This window comes from Streptomyces sp. NPDC052236 (assembly GCF_044548015.1).
Classification (GTDB): Bacteria; Actinomycetota; Actinomycetes; order Streptomycetales; family Streptomycetaceae; genus Streptomyces.
Window position 1 is genome coordinate 71,428 of record NZ_JBIUBL010000017.1, and the last position, 17,419, is coordinate 88,846.

Below are 17,419 nucleotides of genomic sequence, written 5' to 3' on the forward strand. Positions count from 1 at the left end.
CTGAGTCAGCCCGCAAGCAGTGCGTGAACCCGTCGCGCCGTCGCCGCGTCCCGCGCCGCCGTGAACGGGAGCGCGTTCCCGCCGCATATACGGAACGGCTCCCCCGTGAGGGTGAGATCCGCGCCGCCGGCCTCCTTGACCAGCAGGAGGCCGGCCGCGTGGTCCCACGCGTACTCCCAGGAGAAGGCGACCGCGTCCAGCTCGCCCCGGGCGACGCGGAGGTATTCCAGGCCCGCCGAACCGCAGGGCCGGGCGTGTATCCCGTCCACCGCCAGGGCCAGCAGCGCCCGCTTCTGCTCCGGGGTCGTGTAGTCCGGGTGGGACGTCGCCACCTCCAGCACCGCACCGGGCGCGGGCGAACCCGCCTGTATCGGCGTGCCGTTGAGCCGCGCGCCACGGCCCCGTACGGCGATCGCCATCTCCTCCAGCACCGGTGCGTACGTCCAGGAGGCGAGTACTTCCCCCTGGTGGGCGAGGGCGACGAGCGTGCAGAAGCGGGGCTCGCCGCCGACGAACTGCCGGGTGCCGTCGACCGGGTCGACGATCCACACCGGCACGTCGCCGTGCAGCGCCCCGACGATGGACGGGTCCGCGTGCACGGCCTCCTCGCCGACCACTATGGAACCGGGGAGCAGGCCGGTCAGGGACGCGGTCAGGTGCTCCTCGGCGAGGCGGTCCGCGGTGGTCACCAGGTCGTGCGGACCGCTCTTTTCGATGATCTCGTGCGCGGCGAGCTGCCGGAACCGCGGCATGATCTCGGTGGCGGCGGCCTTGCGGACCGCCTCTTCTACGCACGTCAGGTCGCCGTTCAGAAAGTCATCGATCATGCGTCCAGCTAAGCACGGCCCTCTGACATCGCGTCGCCGGCCCGGTGATGCCCTGCGCGCTCAGCGCCCCACGGCGTAACCCTGCATTCCTCTCGGGTTCGCCGCGGCGGAGAGCACGCCCGTACGCGGGTCCCTGGCGACCGCGCAGAGCCTGCCCTCCGACCAGGCGTCGCCGACCGTGACGTCATGGCCGCGCTCCCGGAGCTCCGCGATCACATCCGGGTCCATCCGGGATTCGACGGTCACGCTGCCCGGCCGCATGGACCGCGGATAGAACGAGCCGGGGAAGCTGTCGTTGTGCCAGCCCGGCGCGTCGATCGCGCCCTGGAGGTCGAGGCCGCCGCGTACCGAGGGGCGCAGCGCGACGGCCAGGAAGAAGTGGAGCTGCCACTGATCCTGCTGGTCGCCGCCGGGCGTGCCGAAGGCCATCACGGGCACCCCGTCGCGCAGCGCGAGGGAAGGGGTGAGCGTGGTGCGCGGCCGGCGGCCCGGGGTGAGCGTGTTGGGCAGGCCCGGGTCCAGCCAGGCCATCTGGAGGCGGGTGGACAGCGGAAAGCCCAGCTCCGGCACGACGGGGTTGGACTGGAGCCAGCCGCCGCTGGGCGTGGCCGCGACCATGTTGCCCCAGCGGTCGACGATGTCGAGGTGGCAGGTGTCGCCGCGGGTCGCGCCGTCTTTGGCGACGGTCGGCTCGCCGACGCCCCAACGGCCAGTCGCACTGGGGCTGGTCCCGGCGTGCGCGCTCAGCACGGGCGTACGGCCGCCGGGGCTCCCCGGCCGCAGCTCGTACGACGCCTTGTCGCCGATGAGCGCGCGGCGGGCGGTGTTGTACGGCCCCGACAGCAGCGCGTCGAGCGGCACGTCGGCCGCGTCTCCGTACCAGGCCTCCCGGTCCGCCATCGCCAGCTTGCAGCCCTCGATCAGCAGGTGGACGTACGCGGCCGAACCGTACGGCGGCAGTTCGCCGGGCAGCAGCGCCAGCTGCTGGAGAAGCGCCGGGCCCTGGCTCCAGCCGCCCGCCTTGCACACGGTCCAGCCGTTCCAGTCGTACGTCGCCGGGGGTTCGTACGAGGCGGACCAGCCCGCAAGATCGGCCGCGGTCAGTGTGCCGGAGTGGTGTTCGCCGCTGGTGTCCAGGGTGGGGCGGGCGGCCTGCCGTACAAGCGCTTCGGCGATGAAGCCCTCGCTCCAGACCTTCCGCGCGGCCTCGATCCCGGCCACGCGGCCGCCGCCGGACGATTCGGCGAGCAGCTGCCGCCAGGTGGCGGCGAGCGCCGGGTTGCGCAGCGGCTCGCCGGGCACCGGGGCCCTGCCGCCCGGCAGATAGACCTCGGCGGACGAGGTCCACTCCGTCTCGAACAGCTCGCGGACGCTCTCCACGGTCTCGCCGATCCGCTCGACGGGAGGGTGGCCGTCCTGTGCGTATCCGATCGCGTAGCGCAGCACGTCGGCGAGGGACTTGGTGCCGTGGTCGCGCAGCAGCAGCATCCAGGCGTCGAACGCCCCGGGCACGGCGGCGGCCAGCGGTCCGGTCCCGGGTACGAGGTCGAGGCCCAGGGAGCGGTAGTGGCCGACGCTCGCTCCGGCGGGCGCGGGCCCCTGCCCGCAGATCACGCGGACCTCGCCGCCCGCCGGCGCGATGATGACCGGCACTTCGCCCGCGGGGCCGCACAGGTGCGGCTCGACGACATGCAGGACGAAGCCCGCGGCGACGGCGGCGTCGAAGGCGTTGCCGCCGTCCTCCAGGACGGCCATCGCGGACTGGGAGGCGAGCCAGTGGGTGGTGGAGACCATGCCGAAGGTGCCCTGGAGGGTGGGCCGGGTGGTGAACACGGACGTGCCTCTCTTCGACCGGGACTTCGGCTGCGGACTAGTCCGCCTGAGGTGGTTTGCCGTTGGCGAACGACGGCTCCACGAACTCCGCCTGCCCCTTCTCGTTGAGTGTCAGGATCGGCACCACCTTGTTGACCGGGTTGCCGTTTTCGTGGAACGAGATGAACCCGCTCGCGCCCGCGACCTGCTGGCCGGCCTTCATCTGGTGGAACATCCGGGCCACCGCGTCGCCGGTCACCTTCCCCTGCCAGCGGGCCGCCATCTGGATGCCCTGAGCGGCGGTGATGACGGCGTCGTGAGCCATCATGGCCTGGCCGTCATTGCGCTGGTCATTCGGGAACCACTCGTGCAGATCACCGTCATCCCTGAAATACCGCGCGGAGAGGACGGAGACCGCTTCAGGCGCTTCCTCCCACATCCTGGGATGGGCCAGGCCCGTGTAGAACACCTCCACCCCCGAGTCGGCGGCGCTCGTGATCTCATGCGCGGTGAGGTTGGTCGTGTCGTCGCCGGTGATGACGGTGAACTTGGTGTCCTGGCACGACCGGTTGGCGATGGCGGACAGGAAGTGGGTGAGATGCTGCCCACGACCCGCGAAGTAGATGTACTCCGGCTTCTGAACGCACAACTGACCCCGCATATAGAGCAGTTCGTTCTTCCAGGCGCTCGGCACGGAGGAGTCGAACGTCATGGGCTCCTCCGAGACCAGCTTGCGGGTTTTCCCGTCCGGGTCCGGGAAGGCCTTCTTGAAGGCGGCGCCGAGAGTTTTGGCGTAGAGGTTGTCCTCAGCCTGGTCCTGGACGACGACCGCCGTACGGGCGTTTTTCGTCCTCAGATACGCGGCGGCCGCGCGTGCCTCGTCCTCGTTGGTCGGCGCGACCCGTACGAAACCCTTTATGTTCCGGATGTTGGTGGCCGACATGGTGGCGCCGACCATGGCGATGCCATGCTTGGAGAGCCTATTGATCGCCTTGACGTTCTCGGTGTTGCTGGGGCCCATACCGACGACCGCGACCAAGTGGTCCTTGGTGTTCTTGCGCTTGATCAGCTCATCGACGGTGTGTCGCCACTGCTTGGATTTGCTGCCGGTGTTGGCGATCAGCAGCTGGATCTTGGGTGACGCGGCGAGGTCTCCGTTGTTGTGCCGCTGCTGCGCGAGATAGGCGCCCTGGAGCTCATGACGTACCGACTCTTCGGAGTTGCTGTCGTCCTCGGTGAGGGTGAAGGGGGTCAGATAAGCAATGCTGACGTACTTCTCCTTACTCTTCTTGACCGCGTCGTTCTCTTTCTTGATCTTTTTCTCAACCTCTTCAAGATGGTCCGCGAAGGGGTGCGCGCCGTCGGTGACGCCCACGCATTCGTCCGTCTCGCCCCGTTCCACCACGCCGTCGTCGCACCGCGCCCGCCAGTCTCCGACCCAGCTCACCCCGTACGGCACGGCCACCGCGAGCGCGGCGACGACGACCAGGCCGATGGCGACCCGGCGCACGATGTGCAGCGGCCACTCGATTCTGGGAAGGGCGTTCATCCCCCGCTCACCCCCCACTCACTATGGTCTGCGGGTGACGCCAGTGGCGGTAGCGCTCCGCCTCGTTGAACAGGGCCACGATGTCGTTCCTCCGCAATTGGGACAGTTGGGTGAAGCCGTCGGCGACCATGTCGTTCAGCCGCATCCCGGGGTCGGCGAGCGGGTCGCTCCACACCCAGCGCGCCGTGACCAGGCCGCGTATCACCGAGGCGGTGTCGACAGTCCGGTCCGGCTGGGGCGGCGCGAGACCGGCGAGCAGTTCGAGCGGGCCGCCGCGGGCCGGGAGCCTGTTGGGCGCGCTCGTGACCGTGTTGAACTCGCTGATCCACTGATCCGCGGGCACCGAAGGGAAGCGCAGCAGCAGCTGGTCGGTGACCTCGTCGATGCGCCCGAGCGCGAGCTGGTGGTACATCTCCTGGACGGGGTGACGCTCGGCCCTGAAGTGGTCGGCGAGCAGCTCGTTCGCCGTGTCCCAGTCGCCGGGTTCACGGGCGAGCTCCCACAGCAGCAGCCTGCGCAGCCACGGGTGGAGGGTCGGTGTCACCGTCCCCGGGCTGAGCAGCAGCCAGCGCGAACGGACCTCGCCGAACAGCGAGTCCCCGGGGCTCAGGACCCGGATGCCGGCGGACAGGTCGCGCAGGGCCGCGCACTCGGCGAGGGCGCGTCGCTCGATGGGGCCGAAGCCTCGCAGCAGATCACTGAGGGCGGCGTCCACGAGCGTGGGGGTCTCTTCACCGACGCGCACCGTCCGGTCGGGCAGGGTGCGCAGCCACTGGTCCTGTCCCGGCCCGTCCTCCGCCGGGGCCGTGGACTGCCGCAGTACGTCCAGAACCTGGTGCACCGCGCGCGGCAGTCCGCCGGTCAGCCGGTGTACGAAGGGAGTGAGGCGGGTGAACGGCGCGAGCTCGGGGTGGGGGCCGAACTGCAGGTCGATGCGGATGCGGACCTCGTCCAGGTTGAGGTCGCGCAGCCGCAGCGGGTACCACCAGGTGTCGTCGCTGTCGCGGGTGGGCCGGTGCTCGTGCCAGTCCTGGAGGGAGGCTCGGTCGGGGCCGCGCAGCTGCCAGGGCCAGGCGTCGCCGGTGGCCGGGCCCCAGCGGGGCAGCCAGCGGTTGGAGCTGGCGACGACGGTCAGCGGGTCGCAGTCGGCGCCCGCGACCACGGCGTCTTCGTGCCGGGCGCGGATCAGAAGGTCGAGGAACCGGCGGCCGTACTCCGTGTGGGAGTTGTCGAGCAGCAGCAGATACGAGCGGGGCATGAACGAGCGGCCCGAGTTACGGCGCAGGTCCTCCAGAAAGGCCGAGAACAGCACCCGGTTCAGCCGGTCCTGCTGCTGCTCGTCGCCCTCGTGCCGCCAGAGGTTGAGCTGCACCAGGGCTTCCCACTGGTCGTGGCTCCGGATGAGGGGGTGGGCTCCGTACCATGCGGCGCCGGCGCTGTACTTGCCGCCGAACCTGCGGCCCGGCAGTCTGCGGCGTCCGCGCCGCAGGGCGTCCTGGAGCAGCGTGAGCGCGACATTCGAGAAGCCGTCGGGCGCGCCGACGGCGCCTGCGGCCACATCGAGGAAGGCGGCGAGGTAGTCGCCGTGCCGTTCCTCGTTGTGCTCCTGGAAACGGTCCAGCTGGCGCTGGATGGCGCGCCGTCCCTCGGCCAGGCTGCTCATCCGCAGCTCCTGGTCGGAGGCGAGCAGCCCGAGGGTGAGGAGCGGGAACTGGGAGCGGCCGTAGCGCGGCAGTTTGCGTTCGAGCTGGCGGGCGAGCAGGGCCAGCGCGTAGCGGGGCAGCAGTGTCTGGGTGCCGCCGAGGTTGACGTACGCGAAGGGGTATTCGGGGCCGAAGTTCTCCATCAGGGCGCTGTGCGCCTCGCTGGCGCCGCTGCCGCGCGGGCCGAGCAGCATGACGACGGGGCGTTCGGCCGCGGGAGGCTGTTTCAGACATGCCTCGACAAGGCGGATGATCCCACTACGGCCCCGAAGGCCCATGCCGATTCCGGGCTGCATCACGTACGCCGGCCTCCCCCGCTCTCCCCCGTGTTCCGCGACTCGGCGATCAGTCCGGACTCGGTGGGATGAGGATGCCACGACTGGCGCTGTTGTATGCCAAATCCGGCCGACTTTGACGGGTCCGCGCAGGAGATCGCGGGGGAAAGCCACTGTCACTCAGCCGGGTCGGTCGCCCGGGGTCGATCGGGGTCGGCCGGGAAAGCGTCAGGACTGCCGTTCCCGCGCCGCCACCAGCCCCGACTCGTATGCGAATACCACGAGTTGGGCCCTGTCGCGCGCCGCCAGCTTCGTCATCGCGTCAATATCGGGCGGGCAGCCGCCGCTGCCTGTTGCCGAGCCCGTCGCGGGCGACTTGGCGTCGGCGATGGCTGCGCTGTCGGAGCCCGGCCGGATACGGGCGGTGCCGGAGGGGTCCGGCACCGCACCCACGGTCTCGGGTATCCGGCAAGTCGGAGCACGCACCGGGTCCGGGGAGAAGCGGGCCACGAAGCGGGGAGTCGCGCTGAGCGCCGGGGTGTGGCCGGCCACCGCCCGGCGCCCTGGCTGGCTGACCCCGCCGGGCCGCCACGCCAGGACGCTATGCCTAGGCCGTCCTGGCGCGCGTCGGCAGCATCAGTACCACATACAGCACCAGCGCCGCCGCCAGCCCCACCGCCCACCCGTAGTCCGCGAGCGGCTTCAGGAAGGGGATCAGGCCGTCCTCCGGGAATGGGCCCTTGCCCTCCGCCGAATGGGAGCCGCCCACCGCCAGCAACCCGCCGACCACGAACGACACGACCGCGCGCAGATTCCAGCCGCCCGTGTACCAGTAGCGGCCCCCGGGCGTATACAGACCAGCCAGGTCCAGGACCGTACGGCGGATGATCCAGTAGTCGGCGATCAGGATGCCCGCGACCGTACCGAGCAGTCCGCCGACCAGGCCCAGCCAGGTGAAGATATAGAGCTCGGGTGTCTCGGTCAGTTTCCACGGCATGATCAGGACCCCGACGACGCCGGTGATCAGCGCGCCCCTGCGGAAGTTGATCAGCTTGGGGGCGAGATTCGCCAGGTCGTAGGCCGGTGAGACGACGTTCGCCGCGATGTTCACCGAGATCGTCGCGATCAGCACGGTCACCAGACCGAAGAGCAGACCGAAGACATTGTCGGTCTTCGCGGCGAGCTGGACCGGGTCCCAGACGGCCACCCCGTACACCGCCTGCGAACCGGAGGTGACGAAGACCGACAGCAGCGCGAACAGCGTCATCGTCGTCGGCAGGCCCAGCGTCTGGCCCCAGATCTGGGCGCGCTGACCGGCTCCGAAGCGGGTGAAGTCCGGGATGTTCAGTGACAGCGTCGACCAGAAGGCGATCATGCCCATCAGGGAGGGGAAGAAGACGGGCCAGAAATCCGCACCCCAGCCGAGCTTCGAGGGCTGGTCGAGCAGCGGGCCGAGACCGCCCGCCTTCATGGTGATCCACGCCAGCAGCACCAGCGCGCCGACGATCACGAACGGCGCGGCCCAGTTCTCGAACCTCCGCAGCGCCTCCATCCCCCGGTAGATGATGGCGAGTTCGAGCGCCCAGAAGAGCACGAAGCACACCCACAGCGTCCAGGGTTGCCCGCCGACCTTCGACGCCTCGGCCCAGCCGCCGAAGATCTTGCCGAGCAGGACGAAGATGCCCTGGCCGCCGATCCAGGTCTGGATGCCGAACCAGGCGCAGGCCACCCCCGCCCGGATCAGGGCGGGCAGATTGGCGCCGCGCAGCCCGAAGGAGGCGCGGGCCAGCACCGGGAAGGGAATGCCGTATTTCGGGCCGGCGTGCCCGGTGAGCAGCATCGGCGCGAGCACGATCAGATTGGCCAAGGCGATGGTGAACACCGCCTGTTTCCAGTCCATGCCGAGCGCGACCAGGCCCGAAGCGAGCAGCCAGGAGGGAATGTTGTGGGCCATGCCGACCCACAGGGCGGCGAAGTTGTACGTCGTCCAGCGGCGCTGCGCGACCGGGACGGGCAGCAGATCGTCGTTGACGAAGCGGCTGTCGGCGGGGGTCGCGCCGGGCGCGAACTCGACGCGGCCCGCTACGTCGGCTATCGGCCCCTCGGGCGGGGCGGGCGGTACGGTCGCGGTCATGGGGCTGGCTCCTTCAGCGAGTGAGTACCGGGATGATCTCGGAGCCGTACGCGTCGATGGTCGCTTCCTTCGCGTCGTGCATGTTGTAGAGCGCGAACTGGTCGACTCCCAGCTCGCGCAGCGCCTTCAGTTTCTCTATGTGCGCCTCGGCGGGACCCAGCAGGCAGAAACGGTCGACGATCTCGTCCGGGACGAAGTCCGTGGACGGGTTCCCCGCGCGGCCGTGGTGGCTGTAGTCGTAGCCCTTGCGCGCCTTGATGTACGAGGTGAGGGCGGCGGGCACCAGACCGGAGTCGGCGCCGTAGCGGTTCACCAGGTCGGCGACGTGGTTGCCGACCATCCCGCCGAACCAGCGGCACTGATCGCGGGCGTGCTCGATGTCGTCACTGACGTATGCGGGCGCGGCGACGCAGATGGTGATGGAGTACGGGTCGCGCCCGGCGTCCGATGCGGCGGTGCGGACCGCCGTGACCATCGACTCGGTCAGATAGAGGTCGGCGAGCTGGAGGATGAACCCGTCGGCCTTCTGCCCCGCGAGAGCCAGCGCCTTGGGCCCGTACGCCGCCATCCATACGGGCAGCTTGCCGTCGCGTACCCACGGGAGCCGCAGCGGCTGCCCGTCGACTTCGGCCTCCCTGCCCTCGGCGAGGTCGCGGATGACGCCGATCGCCTCGCCGAGCCTGGCCAGGGTGTTGGGTTTACGGCCGGCGACACGCATCGCGGAGTCGCCGCGCCCGATGCCGCAGACGGTGCGGTTGCCGTACATGTCGTTCAGGGTGGCGAAGGTGGAGGCGGTGACCTCCCAGGTACGGGTGCCGGGGTTGGTCACCATGGGGCCGACGATCATCTTCTGGGTGTGTTCGAGGATGCGGCTGTAGATAACGAAGGGCTCCTGCCAGAGCACCGCCGAGTCGAAGGTCCATCCGTAGCGGAAGCCGTTGCGTTCCGCGCGCCGCATCAGGCCGACGACGGCCGAGGCCGGGGGGTCGGTCTGGAGGACGAGTCCGAAGTCCATGGCCTGGCCGCTCCTAGCTGTGGTTCCTGAAGGTTGGCTCTGGGTCTCTAGCTGAGGTACTGGCAGGTGGAGCGGGGGGTGTAGACGCCGTGTCCCGCCCGGCCGGTGAACTCCCGCCGGTCGATGACCATTTCGCCGCGCGACAGCACGGTCTCCACCTGCCCGGTGATCCGCTTGCCCTCGTACGCCGAGTAGTCGACGTTCATGTGGTGCGTCTCGACGGAAAGGGTCTGCTCGGCCTGCGGGTCGTAGATGACGACATCGGCGTCCGCACCCGGCGCGATGGTGCCCTTCTTCGGATAGAGGCCGAACATCCGGGCCGGGGTCGCGCAGGCGATCTCGATCCAGCGGCGGCGGGTGAGGTGCCCGTCGACGACCGCCTGGTGGAGGAGGTCCATCCGGTTCTCCACGCCCGGCAGCCCGTTGGGGATCTTGGAGAAGTCGCCGCGGCCGAGCTCCTTCTGACCGACGAAACAGAACGGGCAGTGGTCGGTGGAGACGACCTGGAGGTCGTTGGTCCGCAGTCCGCGCCAGAGCGCGGCCTGATGCTCCTTGGGCCGCAGCGGGGTCGAGCACACATACTTCGCGCCCTCGAAGTCCGGCTCTGCGAGGTTGTCGGTGGAGAGGAAGAGGTACTGCGGGCAGGTCTCCCCGAAGACATTGAGCCCCTTGTCGCGGGCCGCGGCGAGCTCGGCGACCGCTTCCTCGGCCGATACGTGGACGACGTACAGCGGGGCCCCGGCGACTCGTGCGAGCTGGATGGCGCGGTGGGTGGCCTCGGCTTCGAGGAGTGCCTTGCGTACCTCGCCGTGGTAGCGCGGATCGGTGCGGCCCTCCGCCAGCGCCTGCTCCACCAGCACATCGATCGCGATGCCGTTCTCGGCGTGCATCATGATCAGCCCGCCGTTGGCGGCGGAGCGCTGCATGGCCCGCAGGATCTGGCCGTCGTCGCTGTAGAAGACGCCGGGATAGGCCATGAAGAGCTTGAAGGAGGTGATGCCCTCCTCCACCAGCAGGTCCATCTCTTTCAGCGACGACTGGTTGACGTCGGAGAGGATCATGTGGAAGGCGTAGTCGATGGCGCAGTTGCCGTCGGCCTTGGCGTACCAGGTGTCCAGGCCTTCGCGCAGGCCGCGCCCCACCGACTGCACGGCGAAGTCGATGATGGTGGTGGTGCCGCCCCAGGCGGCGGCCCGGGTCCCCGTCTCGAAGGAGTCGGAGGCGGACGTGCCGCCGAAGGGCAGTTCCATGTGGGTGTGGGCGTCAACGCCGCCCGGGATGACGTATTTGTTCGTCGCGTCGATGGTGCGGTCCGCGGTCCAGGCCTCGGCCGCGGCCGAGCCGTGGGCAGCGAGCGCGGCGATCCTGCCGTCCTCTATCAGGACGTCGGCGTGGATCTCGTCCGCGGCGGTGATGACCAGACCGCCACGGATCAGGGTGCGGGTGGTGCTCATGCTGTGCGCTCCCTCTCGTACGCTGAGAATTCGTACGCTGAGAATTCGTACGCTGAGAATTCGTACGCTGAGAATTCGTACGCTGAACTAAATGGCCTGCAGGGCACGTTCGAGGATCGCCGCGCCCTCTTCCGCCTCGGCGACGGTGAGCGACAGCGGCGGGGCGATGCGCAGGACGCTCGTGTTGTGCCCGCCGCCCTTGCCGAGCAGCAGCCCGCCCTCGCGCGCGGCCTCCAGCACCGCCGCGGCCGCGTCCGGGTTCGCCTCGTCCGTGCCGGGCCTGACCAGTTCGATGCCCGCCATCAGGCCCCGGCCGCGGACCTCACGTACCGCGGGAACGCTCGCGCCGATGGCCCGCAGCCGCTCGAGCAGCAGACCGCCGACCCGGCGGGCGTTGCCCTGGAGGTCGTGCTCCAGCAGATACGAGAGGTTGGCGACACCTGCCGCCATGGTGATCGGGGAGCCGCCGAACGTCGAAATGGAGTTGGCGTCCAGGCTGTTCATGATCTCCGAGCGGGCGACGACACCGCCGATGGACATGCCGTTGCCGATGCCCTTGGCGAAGGTGACGATGTCCGGCGGACCGTTCTCGGCATGCGCCTGCCAGCCCCAGAAGTGGTCGCCGGTGCGGCCCCAGCCGGTCTGCACCTCGTCCGAGATCCACAGGATCCCGTGCCGGTCGAGCACTTCGCGGAACGCGGCGTACAGCCCGTCGGGCGGGGAGGTGAAGCCCCCGACTCCCTGGACGGGTTCGGCGATCAGCGCGGCGACACCGCGCGTCTGCCCCAGCAGGTCTTCAAGGTCGGCGACGCACGCCTCGATGAACTGCGCGTCGGACAGCTGGGCGTAGGGGCCGCGGGTGCGGACGCCGCCGTGCACATACAGCGTCTGGAGCGGCGAGAGGCTGGTGGTCGACCAGCCTCGGTTGCCGGTGATGGAAACGGCGGAGAAGGACCGGCCGTGGTAGCTGTTGCGCATCGCCAGGATCTGGTTGGAGCTGCGGTACCCGGTCGCGAGCAGCAGCGCGGTGTCATTGGCCTCGGTGCCCGAGGTGGTGAAGAAGACCCGCGCGTCGGGGATGCCGGAGAGCGTCGCGACCCGCTCGGCGAGCTCGACCATCGGGCGGTTAAGGTAGAGCGTGGAGGAGTGGATCATCCGCCCGGCCTGCTCGCTCACCGCCTTGGTGACCTCGGGAAGGGCGTGCACGGTCATAGTGGTGAGAATGCCGCCGAAGAAGTCGAGATAGCGGTTGCCGTCCGCGTCCCAGACGTGGCGGCCTTCGCCGTGGGTGAGCTCGATCGGCTGCTTGTAGTAGAGCGCGATCCAGTCGGGGATGACGGCCTTGTGGCGGTCGTACAGGTGAGTCACGGCTGCACCAGTCCTTCGTACGCGTCGGGGCGGCGGTCCCGGTAGAACGCCCACTGCTGTCGTACGACATCGATCAGGTCGAAGTCGAGGTCCCGCACCAGCAGTTCCTCCTCCTTGTCGCTGGCCACATCGCCGACGAACTGGCCGCGCGGGTCGACGAAGTAGCTCGTGCCGTAGAAGTCGTTCTCGCCGTACTCCTCCTGGCCGACGCGGTTGATGGCCGCGATGAAGTACTCGTTGGCGACGGCGGACGCGGGCTGCTCCAGCTGCCAGAGGTAGCCGGAGAGCCCGCGCGAGGTGGCGGACGGGTTGTAAACCAACTGGGCTCCGTTGAGGCCGAGTTGACGCCAGCCCTCCGGGAAGTGCCGGTCGTAGCAGATGTATACGCCGATCTTGCCGACGGCGGTTTCGAAGACGGGCCAGCCAAGGTTGCCCGGCTTGAAGTAGTACTTCTCCCAGAATCCCTTGACCTGCGGGATGTGGTGCTTGCGGTATTTGCCGAGGTAGGAGCCGTCGGCGTCGATGACGGCGGCGGTGTTGTAGTAGAAGCCCGCGCCCTCGATCTCGAAGACGGGGACCACGATGACCATGCCGGTCTCGCGGGCGAGATCCTGCATCCGGCGGACCGTGGGGCCGTCCGGGACGGGCTCGGCCCAGCGGTAGTGCTCCGGCTCCTGGACCTGGCAGAAGTACGGCGCGTTGAATACCTCTTGGAAACCGATGATCTTGGCACCCTGCCGGGCCGCCTCGCGGGCGTGTTCCTCATGTTTGGCAATCATGGATTCGGTGTCGCCGGTCCAGGTGGCCTGGACAAGTGCGGCACGTACGACATTGGCCATGAGGTGCTCCTTCGGGGGTGCGTGAGAGAGCTTCTACGCACGTAGATGCGGTGCGTAGGAGGAGAACGTAAGCCCCGTCCCACACGGGGGCAAGACCATCGCCGTTAACCGGCAGAGTCGATCATGTTTCGCACCCGCGCGGTCCATACCGGACGGCTTCGACACGCGCCTTCTCCAGGGCTTCAGCCGTGGAGATGGCCCGCTACGCGCAGCGCGTGCACAAGATCGCGCTCATGGTGCGCGGAGACACCGCGGGCGGCGGCAAGCAGTTGCGGCACCAGGCGGCGTGGGTCGCGTTCGGCGATTCTGGCCGCGTCCTCGGGCGCGTGCACCTGTACGAAGGCGTCGAGCAGCGCGCGTGCCTCGGGGCTACGGTGCTCGTCCTCCAGCGCGAGGACGGCGGCGGCGATGTCGTCGGCGGGGCGTGTGACGCCCTGGCGCAGCAGCTGGCGGCTGTCCTCGGTACGGCCCGCGGCGGCGAGTGCTCCGGCGGCGGCGGCGAGCTTCAGCGCGGGCTGGGAGGCGGCTTCCCAGAGCAGGGTGACCCAGTCGGCGTCGAGACCGGCGCGGTGGAGCTCGGCGGCGAGTACGGGCAGCCAGGGCGCGGGCCGGGCGGCGGCCTCACAGAGCACGGCGTGCGCCTCACCGCTCCGACCCTCGGCACGGAGCCGCCCGAGCGCGCCGACGGTTTCGCGGGCGGCGCGCTCGGCGCGCTCGTCCTCAGCGGTGGCGGCGGTGGGTGCGGGCGACGCCTCGGGGCCGGCCTGGTTGTCGTGGCCGGGCGCGGCGCCGCCGTAGCGGGCCCCACGGGGTACGTCGCCGAGGACGGGCAACAACGGCACGGCGGCGGCCTCGACCCCACCGCCCTCGACCCCGGCGAACCGGGCTCCCCGGGGCCGTCGCGACTTCTTGGCCTTGGCGGGTCGGGGGGCGGGCGTGGGGAGAGGGGTGGGGGCAGGAGCCGGAGCGTCCTGGCCTTGCGGCGACCGGGCGTCCGCGCCGACTGCCGGGTGCCGCCGCGGGTCGTACGCCGGGGCCGCATCGGGACGGGACGCCCCGTCCCGCGCGGCGGAAGCCTCCTGGGCTCCGGACCAGCCTGTCCCCTCGTGCGACGGGCCCGGACCGAACGAGCCGTCCCACGCGGCGGAAGCCCCCCGCCCTGCGGACGACCACCCGGTCCCATCGTGCGACTGACCCGGACCCGACGAGCCGTCCCGCGCGGCAGGCACCTCCGCGGCTCCGGACCAGCCCGTCCCCTCGTGCGGCGCGCCGCCACCGAACGAGCCGTCCCGCGCGGCCGGGGTCTCTTCGCCTCCCGGCCACCCGGCATCCGCACCGCCCGTCGCAGGCCCCGGGCGTCCGCCCGACTGGCGGGACGCGAAACCCGACCAGTCCTCGGGTTCCATGAGGCCCTCCTGCGCCTCCGTCGGCCACGCCCGCCCCCGAGCGGCCTCGTCCAGCGCCCCGAGCCTGGCCCTCAACTCCGCGACCCGCGCCGACGCCCTCGCCTGGTCGTCCCGGGTCCACGCCAGTTCGTGGGCCAGTTCCGCCGCCGCGGACGTGCCTTCCGGTTCCGCCGACAGGCGGCGCGCCATCTCCTCCGCCCGCCCCGACGCGTACACCTGCTCGCGGCGCATCAGCTCCAGCCGCTCGCCCAGCGCATCCCGCGCGCCCGGCTGCCGGTCGTGCGTCGCCGCCGCGGCCGCGTGGAGCTGTCTGGCGCGTACGGATTCGGGCTCCGCGAACTCGAACTCCTGCCCCCTGCTCACCGCGAGGTCCTGGAGCAGCGACTCCACCACATCCCAGGGCGGTATCTCGGTGCCCTCCAGGCAGGCCCGCATCCCGTCGGGGTCCCGCTGGCAGAAGATCTCGTACCAGCCGCCGCCCGGGTCGAGCCGTGCGGTCAGCTCTCTCAAGTACCGCGCGAACACCCCTACCTCTGCCGGAAGCTGATACACCGTCATCGCCGTCCCTGCTCCACCCTCGGCCGGATTGATCCAGTCCGGAGGCATTCGATCCCAGGTATGTTACGGCTGTGCTACGCCCTGTTTCAGACAGTCACCGCACCTACCCGCGTTCGTACGCGTCCCTCGCCTCGGCGAGCTCCGGCAGATGAGCCCTCGCCCACTCGCACGCCGCGTCCATCGGGCCGAGCACCGACCGGCCGAGCGCGGTGAGCCCGTACTCGACGCGCGGCGGGTTCTCGTCGTACGCGGTCCTGGTCAGGGAGCCGTTCCGCTCCATGGCGCGCAGTGTTTCGGTGAGGACCTTGGGGGTGACCCGGTGCAGCGGAACCCTCAACTCGGAGAAGCGGCGCGGGCCGTCCTCCAGGCAGCGCAGCATCCTCCCCGACCACTTGTCGCCGAAACGGAACGGCTGCAATTGGCTCGAACAGTCCGGGTCTTCGAACATGTCGCGCCGCAACGGCTCTCTCATCGTCCCGACCTCTCGTCGATCTCTCGGTACCTTTGCAGTAACCGGGCACCCTCGTTCCACCGTCCCGCCCATGAGCGAAATCATTGTTTTCGGAGCAGGCTGACGGGTCGGCCGGGCGGCCGTGGCAGAGGGCGGCGAAGGCCCTGATCGCGGGCCTGACGAAGGCGGGCGTGAGCCGTTTTCTGACCCTGGGCATCGCTTCCGCACTGGAGATCTCGCCGGGCGTACGGGTCATGGACGCGCCGGACTTCCCGGAGCCGTACCGGGTCTTCACGCAGGGGCACGTCGCGGAGTTCGAGATCCTGCGCGACACGGCGGCGGGGCTGGACTGGCTGGTAGTGGTCCCGCCGATGGAGCTGGACGCCACCGGTCCGCGTACCGGCCGCTACCGTACGGCCGAGGGCCGGGTCATCGACGGCTCCGGCCATATCGCGCACGCGGATCTGGCCATCGCCCTGCTGGACGAGATCGAGAGCCCGCGCCACCACCGCATCCAGCCGGCGGTCGCCGACTACCTGATGGCTAGGCTCCGTCCATGATCGCTGAACTGCAGTGTGTGGTGCTGGACTGCCCCGAGCCCGAGCGGCTCGCCGCGTTCTACGGGGAGCTGCTCGGCGGCACCGTCAATCAGCCGGACCGGCGGTGGGCAGTCGACGCGGACTGGGCGACGCTGCACACTCCGTCCGGTCTCGTGCTCGCCTTCCAGCGCGTCGCGGACCATCTGCCGCCCCAGTGGCCGAACCCGGACCGGCCCCAGCAGTTTCATCTGGACTTCGGCACTCCGGACCTGGACCGTGCCCAGGAGCAGGTGCTGGCCCGGGGTGCGACGGTGCTGGACGGCGGCTCCGAGGAGCGGAGCTGGCGCGTCTACGCCGATCCCGCGGGCCATCCCTTCTGCCTGGTCCGCCACTGAGGGAGCTACCTCAGGCCGCGGGCGCCAGCGCGCAGCTCACGACCAGCTCGTCCATCGACAGGCCGAGCACCCCGGCGAGCGCCGCCACCGTGAAGAAGGCGGGGGTCGGGGCCCGGCCCGTCTCGATCTTGCGGAGCGTCTCGGCGGACAGCCCGGCCGCCGCGGCCACCTCGACCATGCTGCGGTCGCCGCGGGCTCGCCGAAGCAGCCGGCCGAGCCGTTCGCCGCGTTCACGCTCTTGGGGAGTGAGAGGGTTGCGCACCATGCCGTTATTCTAATGCCGGTATTTGAATACCGCCATGACCGGTATAGTAATTGGCATGGTGGAACTCAAGACAGATACGTCGATCGATGCGATGCGCGAGGCGGGCCGCATCGTGGCCCAGGCGCTCACGGCCGCCCGGGAGGCCGCTGCCGTCGGCGTCAGCCTCCGCGACCTCGACCGGGCCGCCCGCACGGTTCTCGACGAGGCAGCGGCAGGTTCGCCCTTCCTCAACTACCGGCCGAGCTGGGCGCCGGTCCCCTTCCCCGCCGTCATCTGCACCTCCGTCAACGACGCGATCGTGCACGGCATCCCCGACGGCTACCGGCTGCGCGACGGCGACCTGGTGTCCGTCGACTGCGGCGCGATCCGGGACGGCTGGGTCGGCGACGCGGCCGTCAGCTTCACCGTCGGCCGCGCCCGCGCCGAGGACGTACGACTGATCCGTACCGCCGAGGACGCCCTGGACGCGGGCATCGCGGCGGCAGTCGTCGGCAACCGCATCGGCGACATCGCGCACGCCATCGGCCGGGTCTGCCGTTCGGCGGGCTACGGCATCCCGGACGGCTTCGGCGGCCACGGCATCGGCCGCACGATGCACGAGGACCCGGGCGTGCCCAATGAGGGACGCCCGGGCCGGGGCATGCCGCTGCGCCACGGCATGGTGATCGCCATCGAGCCGATGGTGATCGGCGGCGGGACCGACGACCACTACACGGCGAACGACGGCTGGACGATCCGTACGTCCGACGGCAGCCGCGCCTCCCACGCGGAGCACACGGTGGCGATCACGGACAGCGGCCCGCGCATCCTGACCGCGCTCTAACAGCGA

15 protein-coding genes and 1 pseudogene are annotated in these 17,419 nt (G+C 70.2%); 3 read left to right on the forward strand and 13 right to left on the reverse strand.

Annotation, left to right across the window (positions count from 1 at the left end; translation table 11 throughout):
• Positions 1 to 5: 5 nt before the first annotated feature.
• The 12 genes and pseudogenes from ACIHCQ_RS26400 to ACIHCQ_RS26455 all read right to left on the reverse strand — a co-directional run bounded on the left by ACIHCQ_RS26400 (position 6) and on the right by ACIHCQ_RS26455 (position 15,412).
• On the reverse strand, positions 6 to 827 hold the full coding sequence (locus tag ACIHCQ_RS26400; protein WP_399667091.1) for an inositol monophosphatase family protein: 822 nt from the start codon (positions 825 to 827) through the stop codon (positions 6 to 8).
• A 60-nt stretch (positions 828 to 887) separates the two neighbouring features.
• The gene (locus tag ACIHCQ_RS26405) at positions 888 to 2,660 is read right to left on the reverse strand and encodes a gamma-glutamyltransferase family protein (protein WP_399667094.1); all 1,773 of its coding nucleotides are present in this window, start codon (positions 2,658 to 2,660) and stop codon (positions 888 to 890) included.
• A 37-nt stretch (positions 2,661 to 2,697) separates the two neighbouring features.
• Positions 2,698 to 4,188 carry an ABC transporter substrate-binding protein gene (locus ACIHCQ_RS26410; protein ID WP_399667097.1) on the reverse strand — a complete coding sequence of 497 codons (1,491 nt, stop codon included), beginning with the start codon at positions 4,186 to 4,188 and terminating at the stop codon, positions 2,698 to 2,700.
• A gap of 7 nt (positions 4,189 to 4,195) precedes the next feature.
• Positions 4,196 to 6,187: a hypothetical protein gene (locus ACIHCQ_RS26415; protein WP_399667382.1), complete on the reverse strand. Its 1,992-nt coding sequence runs from the start codon at positions 6,185 to 6,187 to the stop codon at positions 4,196 to 4,198.
• Between the two features lie 207 nt (positions 6,188 to 6,394).
• Positions 6,395 to 6,487 (reverse strand): annotated as a pseudogene (locus ACIHCQ_RS26420) (DNA-binding response regulator); the annotation flags it as partial.
• Positions 6,488 to 6,773: 286 nt separating this feature from the next.
• Entirely contained in the window at positions 6,774 to 8,300 is a 1,527-nt protein-coding gene (locus ACIHCQ_RS26425) for an NCS1 family nucleobase:cation symporter-1 (RefSeq protein WP_399667100.1), read from the reverse strand.
• Positions 8,301 to 8,313: 13 nt separating this feature from the next.
• On the reverse strand, positions 8,314 to 9,315 hold the full coding sequence (locus ACIHCQ_RS26430; protein ID WP_399667103.1) for a TIGR03842 family LLM class F420-dependent oxidoreductase: 1,002 nt from the start codon (positions 9,313 to 9,315) through the stop codon (positions 8,314 to 8,316).
• A gap of 47 nt (positions 9,316 to 9,362) precedes the next feature.
• Positions 9,363 to 10,769 carry a dihydropyrimidinase gene (gene hydA, locus ACIHCQ_RS26435; protein ID WP_399667106.1) on the reverse strand — a complete coding sequence of 469 codons (1,407 nt, stop codon included), beginning with the start codon at positions 10,767 to 10,769 and terminating at the stop codon, positions 9,363 to 9,365.
• 87 nt (positions 10,770 to 10,856) lie between these two features.
• The gene (locus ACIHCQ_RS26440; protein ID WP_399667109.1) at positions 10,857 to 12,137 is read right to left on the reverse strand and encodes an aspartate aminotransferase family protein; all 1,281 of its coding nucleotides are present in this window, start codon (positions 12,135 to 12,137) and stop codon (positions 10,857 to 10,859) included.
• On the reverse strand, positions 12,134 to 12,976 hold the full coding sequence (locus ACIHCQ_RS26445; RefSeq protein WP_399667112.1) for a nitrilase-related carbon-nitrogen hydrolase: 843 nt from the start codon (positions 12,974 to 12,976) through the stop codon (positions 12,134 to 12,136). The genes ACIHCQ_RS26440 and ACIHCQ_RS26445 overlap by 4 nt, the downstream gene beginning before the upstream one ends.
• A gap of 182 nt (positions 12,977 to 13,158) precedes the next feature.
• The gene (locus ACIHCQ_RS26450; RefSeq protein ID WP_399667114.1) at positions 13,159 to 14,940 is read right to left on the reverse strand and encodes a hypothetical protein; all 1,782 of its coding nucleotides are present in this window, start codon (positions 14,938 to 14,940) and stop codon (positions 13,159 to 13,161) included.
• 103 nt (positions 14,941 to 15,043) lie between these two features.
• Positions 15,044 to 15,412, reverse strand: coding sequence for a winged helix-turn-helix transcriptional regulator (locus tag ACIHCQ_RS26455; RefSeq protein ID WP_399667117.1), 369 nt, complete (start codon positions 15,410 to 15,412; stop codon positions 15,044 to 15,046).
• Positions 15,413 to 15,495: 83 nt separating this feature from the next.
• On the opposite strand from ACIHCQ_RS26455, the gene ACIHCQ_RS26460 reads away from it, so the two are divergent.
• Both ACIHCQ_RS26460 and ACIHCQ_RS26465 read left to right on the forward strand, forming a co-directional pair.
• A complete protein-coding gene (locus ACIHCQ_RS26460) occupies positions 15,496 to 15,951 on the forward strand; it encodes an NAD(P)-dependent oxidoreductase (protein WP_399667120.1) in 456 nt (151 codons plus the stop codon).
• Positions 15,948 to 16,325 carry a VOC family protein gene (locus ACIHCQ_RS26465; RefSeq protein WP_399667123.1) on the forward strand — a complete coding sequence of 126 codons (378 nt, stop codon included), beginning with the start codon at positions 15,948 to 15,950 and terminating at the stop codon, positions 16,323 to 16,325. Before ACIHCQ_RS26460 ends, ACIHCQ_RS26465 begins: the two co-directional genes overlap by 4 nt.
• Positions 16,326 to 16,335: 10 nt before the next feature.
• Here the strand turns inward: ACIHCQ_RS26465 and ACIHCQ_RS26470 are convergent, their stop codons facing one another.
• Complete coding sequence (locus ACIHCQ_RS26470; RefSeq protein WP_399667126.1) at positions 16,336 to 16,590, reverse strand: helix-turn-helix domain-containing protein; 255 nt, start codon at positions 16,588 to 16,590, stop codon at positions 16,336 to 16,338.
• A 55-nt stretch (positions 16,591 to 16,645) separates the two neighbouring features.
• On the opposite strand from ACIHCQ_RS26470, the gene map reads away from it, so the two are divergent.
• Positions 16,646 to 17,413: a type I methionyl aminopeptidase gene (gene map / locus ACIHCQ_RS26475; RefSeq protein WP_399667129.1), complete on the forward strand. Its 768-nt coding sequence runs from the start codon at positions 16,646 to 16,648 to the stop codon at positions 17,411 to 17,413.
• Positions 17,414 to 17,419 lie beyond the last annotated feature (6 nt).

Coding starts and splice junctions, on each gene's coding strand:
- ACIHCQ_RS26400 (WP_399667091.1), bottom strand. CDS start 827: ATGATCGATGACTTTCTGAACGGCGACCTGACGTGCGTAGAAGAGGCG.
- ACIHCQ_RS26410 (WP_399667097.1), bottom strand. CDS start 4,188: ATGAACGCCCTTCCCAGAATCGAGTGGCCGCTGCACATCGTGCGCCGG.
- ACIHCQ_RS26415 (WP_399667382.1), bottom strand. CDS start 6,187: ATGCAGCCCGGAATCGGCATGGGCCTTCGGGGCCGTAGTGGGATCATC.
- ACIHCQ_RS26425 (WP_399667100.1), bottom strand. CDS start 8,300: ATGACCGCGACCGTACCGCCCGCCCCGCCCGAGGGGCCGATAGCCGAC.
- ACIHCQ_RS26430 (WP_399667103.1), bottom strand. CDS start 9,315: ATGGACTTCGGACTCGTCCTCCAGACCGACCCCCCGGCCTCGGCCGTC.
- hydA (WP_399667106.1), bottom strand. CDS start 10,769: ATGAGCACCACCCGCACCCTGATCCGTGGCGGTCTGGTCATCACCGCC.
- ACIHCQ_RS26445 (WP_399667112.1), bottom strand. CDS start 12,976: ATGGCCAATGTCGTACGTGCCGCACTTGTCCAGGCCACCTGGACCGGC.
- ACIHCQ_RS26450 (WP_399667114.1), bottom strand. CDS start 14,940: ATGACGGTGTATCAGCTTCCGGCAGAGGTAGGGGTGTTCGCGCGGTAC.
- ACIHCQ_RS26455 (WP_399667117.1), bottom strand. CDS start 15,412: ATGAGAGAGCCGTTGCGGCGCGACATGTTCGAAGACCCGGACTGTTCG.
- ACIHCQ_RS26465 (WP_399667123.1), top strand. CDS start 15,948: ATGATCGCTGAACTGCAGTGTGTGGTGCTGGACTGCCCCGAGCCCGAG.
- ACIHCQ_RS26470 (WP_399667126.1), bottom strand. CDS start 16,590: ATGGTGCGCAACCCTCTCACTCCCCAAGAGCGTGAACGCGGCGAACGG.
- map (WP_399667129.1), top strand. CDS start 16,646: ATGGTGGAACTCAAGACAGATACGTCGATCGATGCGATGCGCGAGGCG.